This window comes from Anaerolineales bacterium, from assembly GCA_003105035.1.
GTDB lineage: Bacteria > Chloroflexota > Anaerolineae > Anaerolineales > UBA4823 > FEB-25.
The window spans coordinates 24234-38163 of sequence record PQAL01000017.1 but is presented as its reverse complement, the minus strand read 5'-3'; the positions used below and the strand labels follow the sequence as shown (position 1 = coordinate 38163).

The following is a 13930-nucleotide window of genomic DNA, read 5'->3' as shown; positions in this document are numbered from 1 at the left end:
ATCTGAGACTGTGAGGATCATCTTCTTAAAATCTTATCGGGGTTGCCATCCCTGGGATTGATGGGCTTGACCCGTTACCAGCCACTTGCGCTAAAAATCGTCTCTAAAAACTGCCTGCGTTCCTCGACTGTCATGAAGCGTGGCTGGGCAAAATCCACAAAACGGAGGGTGATCAGCTCGGTGCTGATGTAGCGACCGTCATAAAACACGTGGCGATCGATAAAGGCGTCATCACACGCTCGATTTGCACAATAACCAAACTGGTCGAAGAGCAGGTTTCCCAGCCCATAATGAATGTAAGCCCCGTTCTCGAAAGCGAAACCATGCGGCTGATGGGCCTGACTGCCACTGATAATAGCAGCCCCTGCCGAAGCCACCAGCCCGAAGTCATTCACCAGGCTGGGCATGGCCGTATAGGTGTAGTATTCGCGGTGCTGGAAAGTGAAAATCACCTGGTAGCCTTCATCACGCAAGGCAGGGATCTCGGTTCTGATGTAATCAAAGTCACACTGGGCTGCACCGGGGTGGGTGTCGGTGGCAATGGCATCGCAGGGTATCTCATTCTTTACCGTGCAACCCACATTGCAGCCCATAAAGGCGATTTTATTGCCGTTGTTTTGCAACCTGACCGGCTGGCGGGCTTCTTCAGCATTTGCCCCGCCCCCGTAGTATGGCCAGCCCAGGTCTTTATACATCTGTAGGGTGTATAAAGTAGCCTCTGCGCCGTAATCCATGAAGTGATCTCCAGTCAACTCGACGATATCCGTGCCGACTGCTTTGAGCAGGTCGATATAGCTGGGGTTGGAGCAAAATACCAGGTTATCCTGGGTGAGCGCTGGGTAGGGGCAGTCGGGTGAGAAGGGGATTTCGTTGCTGATGTGTGTGATATCCGTCTCTAATAACAACGGGCCGATATACTCTGCCGGATAGGTGATGCCCTTTTGTTCCATGGAAAAAGCCGTGGAGCGTACCATGGCGGTCACTCCTGTCATTGCCACGCTGGTGAGTCTGGATGGATCACGGTTGGTTTGTGGTAGATTAATCTGCTCTGCACTCAGGCTCGTTGTACCGGATAGGACAAACGGGATGGCAAGTGGGTAATCGGACAGGGTAAAACCTTTCCATAAAGGCGACTTCCCATCTACTGTCAAAACTTTCCAACGCGGTTCCAAATTTTCGAAGGGGATGATTGCCCAGGAGGGTTGGTTGGACCAGGCATAATCCAGCAGCTCTTCCGCTGGTAAAACGGTGACTGCATCGCCAGCTGGCGCACCCCACAGCGCCGTCAGCACATCCCGCGTGGAGGCGTCCATCAGCAACGGGTTGGCAAATACGTCGGGGGGAGCTCCGTTCCAGGTCGCCTGGAGCTGTTCCAAGCTGACGCCATCCGTGACCGTCGGGAAGGGGGCGACCAGTGCATAGACCCATCGGCTACTGGGTGCCTGGCCTTGGGCAGCTACAGTCAGAAGTGCCTCAGCAACATCCTGCGAATCAGCCAGGCTGTATCCGGCTGGCAAGGTAATCACACTGCGCATCCTTTCCGGCAGGAAGGGTGCCAACCACACTCGGATGGGCGGTTGGGTGGGCGAGGGGGTAGGCAGTAGAATGGATGTGGCCGTTGTCTGGGGAGGACTAGCCGTTGGCTCAGTTAAAACTTGCAATGCAGTAGCTGCTGGTGTAGGAGTGAGATAGCCTGAACGACAGCTAGTGACCAAAAAAATGAACAGGATGGCAAGCCATGGGGTTTTCCTAAGCTGGACCAAGCCCCAAGGCTTGATACGATGTGGGTGGGGTAGCATACCTTATAAGCCTCGCTCGTGTAAGGCAGCTTGAATACGCCCCTCAATGGTTGCAGCATGCTGCTCGATCCCTGCCAATTCTGTGAGGTACGGCCTGGAAAGCTCATCTGGCAACTCCCGAGTATTGATACGGATGTTGTAGCCTGCACCTTTGATAGCGGCCTTCGCCAGAGATGCCCCGGTTGCAGCATCGCTCAATGCCGTTTCATTACTAATGGGGATGATCTGCTCTGCAAGCTCAATCACGCGCAACGATTTATTGGCTACTCCCATTGGTACCTGCGTGGCCAGTAATGTGGCCTGCTGGATCGCCTTATGGCGAATATCCTGCTGCTCGGAGGTCTGCTTAGGCAATTTGTAGGCTGACATCACACCCTCAAAGGCTGAGGAGTCCAACTGGATGAACTCGGTAAGGTCATTCCGCAAGGATTCCGCCTGAGTAAGGATCGTCTGAACTCTGTTTTCAAATTCGGCATATTTTTTCTTGCCAATGGTCAGACGGGCAACCATAGACACCAACCCGGCTGCGGCAGCGCCAGCATAGGCAGCTGCCGAACCGCCCCCAGGCGTAGCTGTACCAGCCGCCAGATCATCTAGAAATCCGGTCCCGATCGCATAGCTTACAGTGGACTGTGATTGTGAGCTTTTGATCAGGGTGAATAATTTCTGCTCCAGGATTTGGTCTGAATGAAACTGGTCAAGCTGCAGGTACCAGGCAGCAGCATCAACCAGAGCTGATTCAGGAATTAAACCAACCAGCTCAGCATGATGAATCATCACCCCAAAGCGGGATGCTTCGCGGCGGATGGCTTCCACCACCAGCGCGATGGGAGTCTTGTGAAAGTTCGTAAGGTTCATGGAGATTTGAGCCCTGCCTTCCACGAGCATCCCCAGGGCTTTTACGTATCGAAGTCCCCCGGATGAGAAGCGGATGGTCTTGGCGATTTTCTCAGCGATGCTTACATCATCCGTGGTCAGGTAGACGTTATAGGCGATGAGTGGCTGGCGGGCACCGATCACGGTTGCCCCAGCCGGGCCAACTACCTTGGGTCCAAAATCGGGGTCGCGTTCCGGTTTGATGCCCATTTCCTGCTTCAAGGCTTCATACTGCCCACGGCGGATGTTCTCGAGGTTGGTTCGTTCGGGGCGGGTAGCAGCTTCTTCATACAAATACACCGGGATGTTCAGATCGGTTCCAACCCGTTCCCCCAAGTGGCGGGCAATTTGGATACAATCTTGCATCGTCATTCCCGAAATTGGTACGAACGGGACGACATCGGTTGCCCCAATGCGTGGGTGTTCGCCGGAATGGTGGTCGAGATCAATCAGCTGGGCAGCTTTGGCGATCGCCTGAAATGCAGCCTGCTCCACAGCAGCGGGTGGTCCAACGAAGGTTATAACCGTTCGGTTGTGGTCCAAATCAGAATGGCGGTCGAGCAGGGTGACGCCTTCCACAGCAGTGATTGAGCTAATGATCGCTTCGATGACATCCGGACGCCGCGCGTCTGAAAAGTTGGGAATACACTCCAACATAGGTTGTACCATAGCACACCTCTGTAGATAGAATATGGCAATTATACCCTTGGTGATTTCCCGGACAGTCACTCGCGCGGCGAGCCTGCAAGCCCATAAGGCTTGGTTGACTTGGTTCATCGTTCACGGTAGAATGCGAAAGGTATCACAAATGCGTTCCAAGATAATATTGATACTATTCCCTATATTACTGGTGCTCATTATTTCAATGGCTTGTCAGAAGTCCATCGAACCGCTTGCCATCCCCACCCACAATTATACAATTGTGACTCCAGAGGCGACCTCAACACCAGAGTCTGAAGCCAGCCTGGAAATTAATCTCCCGGTAGTACGCAGCCCGAATGATGTCACCATCGTCTCACCTACCCCGAATACTCCAATCGAGCTGCCTGCCCTCCGCACCGAAGACGAAACTTATACTGTTCAGGCGGGCGACACCTTAGGGAAGATTGCCGATCGCTACCGGATCACCGCCCAGATGATCTTGCAGGCCAACACGATTGCCGACCCTGACCTGTTAGAAGTGGGTCAGGTGCTGGTGATCCCCGCTCCTATCCCCGGAGCGCCGGGATCAAGCTTCAAGATCATGCCTGATTCTGAGCTGGTATACGGTCCATACGCACAGGCGTTCGATATTGATGCTTTCGTCAACCAATACGATAGTTATTTGGCAAAATATCGTGAGGAAGTCGAAGGTGCAATGCTCACAGGTTCTGAGATCGTTAAGTGGGTAGCCGCCGACTATTCTGTCAACCCACGTCTGCTATTGGCGGTGTTGGAATATCAGAGCGGATGGGTCACCAAAGCCAATCCTCCTGATGAGAACCGTGATTACCCCATGGGGAACAAGGATATCTGGCGTAAAGGACTCTACCTGCAGCTGGCCTGGGCTGCCAACAATTTAAATCGGGGCTATTATCTATGGCGGGTTGATGGTGTGGGAGGCTGGTTGGTGAATAACGGTGAAATTATCCCGATTGATCCGTCCATCAACGCCGGTACCGCGGGTGTCCAGCAGCTGTTTGCCCTGCTGAACGACCGCTCCGGATGGGATCGTGCGGTCTCACCGGAAGGGGTCTATGCGACGTTTAGTAATTTCTTCGGCCATCCTTTTGATTATGCTGTTGATCCAATTATCCCGGAAGGCCTCGAGCAGCCTGCCATGCAACTGCCACTCGAAACAGGTGTGGATTGGGCTTTTACCGGGGGTCCTCACGGCGGCTGGGGTGATGGGTCAGCCTGGGCCGCCCTTGACTTCGCGCCTGGTAATAATGGTCTTGGCTGTATAGAAAGTGACCTATGGGTGGTGGCGGTAGCCGATGGGCTGATCGTCAGGGCCGATGCCGGGCGGGTTATCCAGGATCTGGATGGCGATGGAAATGAAGGTACCGGTTGGACAGTGCTTTATATGCATATTGAAGGCCGCGACAGGGTGGAGGCCGGTACGTTTATCAAAGCCGGAGAACGGATTGGGCACCCGTCCTGTACCGGTGGCTATTCCACAGGCACCCATTTCCATCTGGCGAGGCGGTATAATGGGGAGTGGATTCCTGCAGATCAAACTCAATCAATCACCGGTTTGCCTTTCAACCTGGATGGTTGGGTGTCGAGTGGTGATGGTATAGAATATAACGGGTATTTAACGCGTGATGGAGAATCGGTCGAAGCCTGGGAAGGGTTTTTCCCTGAAAACACAATTTACAAATAAGCCCAGGAGACCCTCGAACCTGACCAGGGTGACCATTTGTGGGCTGGTGCTGGCATTGGTCAGCCTCTCGTGTGCCATTGGCGTATTGGATCAAAATGATCCACTCTATAATGCACCCAATGGTAAATTATGGGCTTCTCCAACTCCTTCCTTAATTTTCCCAACCGATCGGGCTATCCCGCTGGTGACCAGCAATGCTCCTGCCGAGCAGATCCTGGTATCGTCTACGGCTATCCCCACACCTGAGGCGGTTCCGATTGACGCAGCACCCTTATTGTATTACACCCAATCCGGTGATACGCTGCCCGTCATTGCCACCCGTTTTGGAGTCGACGTTGACGATATAAGCTCGTCAAATAAAGCTCTGTCTCCTACGGGGTTGTTATCACCTGATACCCTGCTACTGATCCCCCATATGCTGGTGAATACCACCAGCCCGGTTAAAGTAGTCCCGGATAGTGAGCTGGTTTACTCACCTTCTGCAGCAGATTTTGATGTCGAAGCGTACGTCAATGAGGCTGGTGGATATCTGAGCAGGTATAAAGAGTGGCTTGGTTCCACCGAGTGGACGACCGGGGCTGAGATCGTGGAGCGCATTGCCATAGAAAACTCGATTAATCCACGCTTGCTGCTAGCATTGATCGAATACCAGAGTGGCTGGGTGTTCGGCAATCCTTCCAACCCAAAACAGGAAGATTATCCGTTAGGTAAGGTTGACTTATCATTAAAAGGTCTCTATTCACAGCTAGCCTGGGCAGTTAACCAATTGTCGGTTGGTTATTATGGCTGGCGTGAAGGCTGGGTAACCGATGTTACTTTTTCAGACGGGGTCTCTGCACGCTTGGCGCCCGATTTAAATAGTGGAACCGTCGCGATCCAGTATTATTTTGCGCAGATCAATGACACAACAGGCTGGTTAGGCGCCTTTGATGCCAATAATGGTCTCCCGGCTGTGTACGAGCGTATGCATGGGAATCCATGGGTACGGGCGATGGATTTTGAGCCTTTATACCCACCTACGTTAATCCAGCCGCAAATGATCCTCCCGTTTTTGATCGACCAGATTTGGAGTTACTCCGGCGGACCACATGGCGCCTGGGAACGGGATGGTGCACGCGCGGCGGTTGATTTCGCTCCAGGCAGTACCGAGTCGGGATGCGTCAAGTCGTATGCCTGGGTGGTAGCGGCTGCACCGGGGTTGGTCGTGCGCGAGGGGAATGGAGCCCTGCTGGTCGATCTGGATGGAGATGGTAAAGAGCAAACCGGTTGGGACATCCTTTATATGCATCTTACCGAGCCAGCAGTGAAGGTTGGTGATTGGGTGGAAACCGGAGATTATTTGGGGCATCCTTCCTGCGTAGGTGGCATCGCTACCGGTACGCATGTCCATTTTGCCCGTAAATATAATGGTGAATGGATTTCGGCGGATGGGCCACTACCCCTGCTGTTGAGTGGATGGACTGTGCATGCGGGTAATAGTCCATATGAAGGTACGATGACACGTGGCACAGATACCATCTCGGCCAGTGTTTATGGGTCGTATGAATCGCAGATCAAGCGTACCAAGGATACCCCTTGATCGCTACCGCGTTATCCGGCTGGGAAACTACCTCCAAATGATCGTTCCTGAAGAATGAGTAGATTGCTTCGAATACCAACCCTGATGCTATGCTGTGCCGTCATCCTGAGCGCGTGTAGAACGGCGAGCATATCTGAGCAGGCGATCACAGAGACTGATCAGGTGGTCCCAACGCAGAATTTTCCGATCAGCCAGCCAAACGTTACCACCACACCCTTGCCAGCGCGGCCACCATATTCTCCTGGAGAGCTGGTGGACTACACTGCCCAGATGGGTGATTCATTACCCGCACTGGCGAGCCATTTCAATACCACTGTCGATGAAATTTTAGCTGCCAACAGCTTTATCCCTGCAGGAGCCACCAGCATGCCACCCGGGATGCCGATGAAGATGCCGATTTACTACCAGCCATTTTGGGGAACCCAGTACCAAATTATTCCCGACAGCCTCTTCATCAATGGACCGACGCAGGTTGGCTTCGATACAGCCGGTTTTATCGCCTCCCAGCCAGGGTGGCTCAAAGGTTATAAGGGCTATGCCTTTGGGGATAATCGCATTGCCGCAGCGATCATCGATTATGTAGCCTTGAATTTCAGTGTCAGCCCGCGGGTGCTGCTGGCGTTGTTGGAATACCAGACAGGTGCGCTCAGCTTGTCGAGCATGCCTGAAGGGATCAGCCAGTATCCATTAGGATACCGCGATTGGGAGCATGAAGGCCTGTACATGCAGCTGGTGTGGGCAGCGAATATGCTTAACAATGCCTACTATAACTGGCGGCTCGGCCAGCTGACCGAGTTTGAGCATCTGGATGGAACCCTTGAGCATCCTGACCCATGGCAAAATGCGGCTTCCGTTGCATTGCAGTATTATTTTTCCAGGCTGGTAGATGGGGACCAATATGCACATGCCGTAGCACAGGATGGATACGCACTCTCTTATAAAAACCTGTTCGGAGATCCCTGGCAGGCAGTCAGCCCTCATATCCCTGGAAGCCTGACTCAGCCAACGTTTGAGCTGCCCTTCCTGCCAGGCATTGCCTGGGCTTATACAGGTGGCCCGCATTCTGGTTTTGGTGAAGGTGAGCCACTGGCAGCCATCGATTTTGCCCCTGGAGCGATCAAAAGTGGTTGCGTTTCGACAGACGAATTTGCAACTGCGGTCGCCCCCGGAGTAATCGTACGCTCCGATGATGCCGCCGTAGTGCTTGACCTGGATGGTGATGGCGATGAGCGCACAGGCTGGGTGGTTTTTTACTTCCACATCGAAACCCGAGATAGAGTGGCGCTTGGAAAAGTACTGCAAACTGGTGATGCGATTGGTCATCCTTCCTGTGAAGGGGGGCGGACAACTGGAACCCATGTTCATATCGCCCGAAAGTATAACGGCGAGTGGATGCCAGCAGATAGCGTCATTCCCTTGGACATGGACGGATGGGTAACCCTCAAAGGTAGCGTGGAATATGAAGGCACACTTACAAAAGGTGGCCGGATCGTCACGGCCTGCACCTGTGCCGATGCCTCCAGTCAGATCGTTGCCACCCACTAGATGGTCATTGTCTTCGTTCTGATCTTGTGATCATTGGACAAGGAGGGGAAATCCACCAGTCATGGCACCTTCAGTGAAATATATATTGGCAGGGCAATTACGCAGGGATTTTGCGCTTATCCCCAATGGAAAAGCCTTGATCGATATCCTGGGTGGAAATGTCATCTATGCCGCTGCTGGCTTTGGGGTGTGGGAACCAGCCAGCCTGGCTGGAGTGGTCGCCAGGGTGGGTGAAGATTTTCCCAGCGAATGGCTTGAGGATATCCGCAAACGAGGTTTTGATACCCGGGGTATCCATGTACTGCCCGAAGCGATCGACTTACGCTCATTTTATGTGTATGGAATTGGTTATACCCGGTTGAATGAAGATCCAGCGGCACATTTTACCCGCCTGCAGCAACCTTTCCCGAAAGCCCTGTTGAATTACTCTCGCCCTGGCACCAGTTATGACAGCCGCACTCGCCTGATGCAGACTTCACTGCGCCAATCGGATATCCCACCTGACTTCCTGGATGCTACCGCAGCCCACCTGTGCCCGATCGATTTCCTGACCCACATGCTCCTGCCTGCCGTACTCCGCCAGAATGGCTTTACCACCGTCACACTGGATCCTTCTGCAGGAACCATGTCGCCCACGTTCTGGGATGATGTGCCTGCCCTGGTTACTGGGCTGACTGCCTTCCTGCCCAATGAAGATGAGATGCGCAAGCTGTTCCATGGCCGTAGCACAGATCTGTGGCAAATGATGGAAGCGATCGCTGGCTACGGCTGTGAGATCGTTGTCGTGAAACGCGGTGAAAGCGGACAGTACCTGTACGATCGCGCCACGAATGCGCGCTGGGAGGTGCCAGCCTACCCTGCCAGGGTGACTGATCCAACCGGTGCAGGTGATGCCTACTGCGGGGGTTTCTTGGCAGGCTATCGACAGACTTATGAGCCCTTGCAGGCTGCTCTTTACGGCAACATATCGGCTTCGCTCACCGTGGAGGGGAGTGGTGCATTTTACGCTTTGGATGCCCTGCCTGGCCTGGCACATGGACGGCTTGAGGCATTGAAAGCCGGAATCCGCAAGGTGTAGCATTGGAAATCCATCCATCCATCATTAACCAAGTCGTTGATCTGGCCGAAAAAATTCAGCAGGTTCCAGCTCCCACGTTTCATGAGCAGCAGCGCTCTGAATTCTTCCTGAGCACTCTCCGTGATCACGGCGCAGAGCACGCTTGGAAAGATCAATGCGGCAATGTGTATATCAGACTGCCTGGACGCTCGAAGAAACCGATGGTGGTGGTGTCTGCTCACCTCGACACGGTCTTCCCGCAGGTCAGTGCTTTGTCCATCCGGCGGAGTGGAACCAGGATATATGGTCCGGGCATTGGAGATAATTCACTCGGCCTGGCTGCTTTATTTGGTCTTTTTTTATTGTTTAATAAGGATGGTGCGGATTTGCATGGGTTGTCTCAACCGGAAGGAGACCTCCTGCTGGTCGCAAATGTGGGTGAGGAAGGATTGGGAGACCTGCAGGGGATGAAGGCGGTTGTAGATCAATTGGGAAATGATCCGGCGGCGTATATCATCCTGGAGGGGATGTTGATTGGGCATATCTATCATCGGGGGTTGGGCGTGAAGCGTTACCGCCTTACGGTTCAAACGCCCGGAGGTCATTCATGGATTGATTTTGGTCGGCCATCTGCCATCCATGTACTGGCTCAGCTTATCACGCAAATCACCCGGATGGACGTCCCGGTGGAACCGCGCTCGTCCGTCAATATCGGGGTGGTTTCTGGGGGAACATCGGTGAATACGATCGCAGCTGAAGCCAGCTGTGAGCTGGACCTGCGCTCAGAGGATCGTTCAACGCTAAGGCTCCTGTCTACCAGCGTTGAGACACTCATCGAGGAGGAGAATCGCTCAGGCGGACAGGAAGTTAAAATAAAAGCTAAGGTAGTTGGAGAACGTCCATCTGGTGAGTTGCGAGCCGACCATCCGCTGGTTACCCGTGCATTGGAGTGTTATGCTCGGTATGGCATAAAGCCGAGCTTGAATATTGGCTCCACTGACGCCAATGTACCCCTGAGCCGGGGTTTGCCAGCCATCTGCGTTGGATTGACCACCGGCGGTGGGGCGCATACCCAGGATGAGTTCATCGATACCGGTCCCGTTGGTATGGGCCTTGGGATTGTAGCGGAGTTGATCCAGGCGGTTTTTAAAGATAACAGTAGAACTAACCAGTAAGAGATCAAGCAACCCGCATACGAACGTCCAGTGCGGCAGAACCCTGTGAGTCAGAGAAGACACGCAGCGGGTTGATCTCGATTTCTGCCAGCTCAGGGAAATCAGCTGCCAGCTGACCGAGCAGGATCAGGGCATCCAGGACGGATTTCCGATCCGCCGGAGGTAGGCTCCGGAAGCCGTGCAGGCGCCGGCCTGCCCAGGTGCTTTCCAACATCCACTCTGCATCCCTCAAAGTCAGCGGGGCAAGCGAGAAAGCCACATCTTTCAGCCCTTCAACTTCAATGCCCCCAGAGCCGAACATCACCAGTGGTCCGAATTGAGCATCCTGGACCGCCCCCAGGATAACTTCCTGGCCAGCAGGCAGCATGCGTTGGACATACACACCCTGGATATCGACTTTGGGATTTAAGCTTTTGGCATTGTCGACGATCTTGGTAAACCCTGACCTAACCGCTTCTGCATCGCTCAGGTTGAGCATCACACCGCCGATATCAGATTTGTGCGTGATATTCGCAGCTGCGATCTTTAGAACGACGGGGTAGCTTATCTCTTCCGCATCTAAGACAGCGGCTTCGGGGTTAACCGCCAACCGCATCGGTACCCCTGGTAAGCGGTAGGATTTGAGGATAGTGGAAATTTCGGAAGCGTCAAGGTAACCAGGATTATCCTTGCGAAGCTGCAAGACCTGCTTAACTGCATCAAGGTCAGCCCTGGCATGGACGTACTTTGCCTGTTTCTCACTATCCACGTACTCAGCCTGCTGCGCCAGTACGGCCAAGGCAGAAGCAGCTCGTTCGGGGAAGCGGTATTCAGGTACCCTGGCGGCTCTAAAGTGCTCAACCGCTTCCTGGATCAGCCGTTCGCCCATCAAGGCGATGGTGACTGGTTTACTTGAATTTTGGATGATGGGAATCATCGTTTTTGCCACTGCGCCGGTCGTGTGCATGGGCGGAGGTGGGGTAACGACCATAACGCCGTGCACGCCGGAGTCATCCAACAAGACTTGGAGGCAGGCTGCAAATTGTTCGGGTGTGGCTGATGCCAGCATATCCACTGGGTTATGTAAGCTAGCTGCAGGCGGCAGGATCTGGCCTAATTTCGCCTGCGTTTCCGGTGCCAATACTGCCAATGACATCCCATTCATTTCCAAGGCATCCGCGGCTGTCACACCTGGCCCACCTGCGCTGGTAAGCACGGCGATTGCCCGTCCTTTAGGCAACGGGCTCCAGGCCAGGGCGCGTGCCCAATCAAATAATTCTTCACTCGTGTCAGCACGGATCACCCCTGCCCGGCGGAAGGCTGCGTTAAATGCATTTTCCTGGCCAGCCAATGCACCAGTATGTGAGGCAGCAGCCCGTTGCCCGCTGGGATACCGGCCAACCTTAAGGGCCACAATCGGCTTCGTGAGTGTGATATTGCGGGCTTCCTGGACAAATTTGCGCCCATTGCTGACCCCCTCCAGATATAAAGTCAACACGCGGGTGAACCGATCCTCTGCGACGGAGGCCAGCACATCGGTCTCAGTTACGTCTGCCTGATTTCCCAGGCTGACCAAACGTGACAAGCCAAAACCCTGGCCGCGGGCCCAATCGATCACAGCCGCGCAAATCGCCCCTGAATGGGAGATGAACGCCACATCGCCTGGCGGTGGACCAGGCGGTGGGAGAAAGGTCGCATCCAATGGCAAGTGTGTATCCAGGATACCAATACAGTTCGGCCCGATCAGGCGGATGTCATGTTCCCTGGCAATACCCAGGATCTCCTTTTCCAGGGTCGCCCCGTGTTCACCCGTCTCACGGAAGCCTCCCGAGGAAACAATTACCGCATGAATGCCCCTTTCAGCGCATTCCTTTAAAACCTTCGCCACACCTTCGGCGGGGATCAGGATGATTGCCAGGTCAACCGGGTTGGGCAGGTCGATCACGGAGGGATAGATTGGCCGGCCAAACAAGCTGCCACCTTTTGGATTGACAAAATGGATAACACCCTGGAAATTGCACTGCACCAGGTTGCGTGCCAGGCCATAGCCCAGTTTGTTCGGATCGGTGGATGCCCCGACCACAGCGATGCCATGGGGTGAGAAGTACGGCGCAAGAGATAGGGATGAATTTTCCATGGTAGATAGACCGCCCTTTTGAGTGTGAAGGACTAGGGATATAAAAGCCCAATAAAGGAACCTGGCGCCAGGTAGGCTACTCCGGTTCCGTCGTATTTAGCACTGAGGATGCTCGAATTCTCGCCGGTTGGGTTGCGGACTTCCAATGCCAAGGTTTGAGCGTCCAACCATGCGACCGGCACCACCCATCCAGCTTCTTCTAATCCAGAAGCGCCCAGCAAAGCAGTATCCTGGATTTCACTGACCAGTGTGCCATCCAGGCTGCCGATCCGTATGGTTTGAAGGAGTGTGCCATTTCCATCCGCGTCGCTGGCTTCCTTCCAGGCCACGTACTGGTTGCCAGGTGAGAATATGGCATTTCCCGCACCGCGGTTACTACCTTCCTTCAACGAGAATGACACTATGGTGGAAGGATCAAAATTATTTATAATGCGTAGCGGTCCGCTGCCGCCAGCCTGCGTATAGGCGAACCAGCTCTGATCGATAGAGATACCCACCGGGGCCTTGGTAGTGTCGAGATAGGTGTTCATCTGGAAATTAGTCAGGTCGAGGAAAGTCAAGGACTGTCGTGGCTCAAAAACGATATTACCACCAATTCCATAAGGCACTGTGGTGTACCATAATCCCACTGGCTGGTCGTCTTTAACGGCAATGGCTATGCTCTCGATAGCGAAGTTTTGGCTGTTGGTGGTATTAAAGATTGCTTCAGCGGTCGGAAGTGTTTGAAGATCACTCAGAAATACCCGTGATAAAAGCCCTGCATCCGTGTATTCCAGCAGGGAGAAGGAGAGGATGGGTTTTCCCGCGGCGCTGATGATGTTCAACAGGTTCGGAGCAGCTCTGATTACGGCATTACTTTCGCCTGCGGTTTGCCACAATTCACCCCCATTTTCAAAAACATAATAAATCAACGGGGGTATGGATGAGGTCGGAGAGCCAGTAAGGGGACCTGCGACAGCGGCCTGATCATTAGGACCGATTCCCAGGTTGGCAGCCTGCAGCTCAATGAGAGGCTGCCCTTGAAGGTCGTAATAGAAAGCACTTCCACCTGAGGGGGCAAATACAGCGAACCCGATTGGTAGTTGAAGAGAACCGCTACTCTGGGTAGAAGTAACTTCCGGGCTCGGGAAGATAGTCGGTTGAAGGGTCGGCTCGCTGGTCGGGGTTTCAGTTGGTACTGAGGTGGATGTGGGGAGGCTGGTTGGTGAGGCAGCCGGTGGGGGAGCAGCTGTTTTTGAGGTACAGGCACTTATTGCCAAGACAATAACAAGCATAAATATGTATATCGGTCGGAAATGATCCATACCAGTATCCTTCAATGAAAAAATCTTTATTAACATCGTGTAATTTTACCTGTTTAAACACCGAATGGTTTGGCAGGTTGGTCAGCACAAAAAATTCATATCAAAGGCGAGTAA

The 13930-nt window shown here is 53.6% G+C and carries 8 protein-coding genes and 1 pseudogene; 5 read left to right on the top strand and 4 right to left on the bottom strand.

Annotated features, from left to right (window positions below; all coding sequences use genetic code 11):
- Positions 1 to 74: 74 nt before the first annotated feature.
- Positions 75 to 1799 (bottom strand): hypothetical protein, encoded by a 1725-nt coding sequence (locus C3F13_07315; GenBank protein ID PWB54092.1) that lies wholly within the window; start codon positions 1797 to 1799, stop codon positions 75 to 77.
- Between the two features lie 657 nt (positions 1800 to 2456).
- Positions 2457 to 3344 (bottom strand): annotated as a pseudogene (gene ftcD / locus C3F13_07310) (glutamate formimidoyltransferase).
- A 22-nt stretch (positions 3345 to 3366) separates the two neighbouring features.
- Between ftcD and C3F13_07305 the strand changes: the two are divergent.
- The 5 genes from C3F13_07305 to C3F13_07285 all read left to right on the top strand — a co-directional run bounded on the left by C3F13_07305 (position 3367) and on the right by C3F13_07285 (position 10396).
- A complete protein-coding gene (locus tag C3F13_07305; protein PWB54091.1) occupies positions 3367 to 5040 on the top strand; it encodes a hypothetical protein in 1674 nt (557 codons plus the stop codon).
- Positions 4982 to 6619 carry a hypothetical protein gene (locus C3F13_07300; protein PWB54090.1) on the top strand — a complete coding sequence of 546 codons (1638 nt, stop codon included), beginning with the start codon at positions 4982 to 4984 and terminating at the stop codon, positions 6617 to 6619. Before C3F13_07305 ends, C3F13_07300 begins: the two co-directional genes overlap by 59 nt.
- 84 nt (positions 6620 to 6703) lie before the next feature.
- On the top strand, positions 6704 to 8164 hold the full coding sequence (locus tag C3F13_07295) for a hypothetical protein (GenBank protein PWB54089.1): 1461 nt from the start codon (positions 6704 to 6706) through the stop codon (positions 8162 to 8164).
- A 61-nt stretch (positions 8165 to 8225) separates the two neighbouring features.
- Positions 8226 to 9242, top strand: coding sequence for a hypothetical protein (locus tag C3F13_07290; protein PWB54088.1), 1017 nt, complete (start codon positions 8226 to 8228; stop codon positions 9240 to 9242).
- Positions 9243 to 9244: 2 nt separating this feature from the next.
- The gene (locus tag C3F13_07285) at positions 9245 to 10396 is read left to right on the top strand and encodes a peptidase M20 (GenBank protein PWB54087.1); all 1152 of its coding nucleotides are present in this window, start codon (positions 9245 to 9247) and stop codon (positions 10394 to 10396) included.
- Between the two features lie 4 nt (positions 10397 to 10400).
- Here the strand turns inward: C3F13_07285 and C3F13_07280 are convergent, their stop codons facing one another.
- Both C3F13_07280 and C3F13_07275 read right to left on the bottom strand, forming a co-directional pair.
- On the bottom strand, positions 10401 to 12512 hold the full coding sequence (locus tag C3F13_07280; GenBank protein PWB54086.1) for an acyl-CoA synthetase: 2112 nt from the start codon (positions 12510 to 12512) through the stop codon (positions 10401 to 10403).
- 32 nt (positions 12513 to 12544) lie between these two features.
- Positions 12545 to 13816, bottom strand: a complete 1272-nt coding sequence (locus tag C3F13_07275) for a hypothetical protein (GenBank protein PWB54085.1) — start codon at positions 13814 to 13816, stop codon at positions 12545 to 12547.
- Between the last annotated feature and the right edge of the window lie 114 nt (positions 13817 to 13930).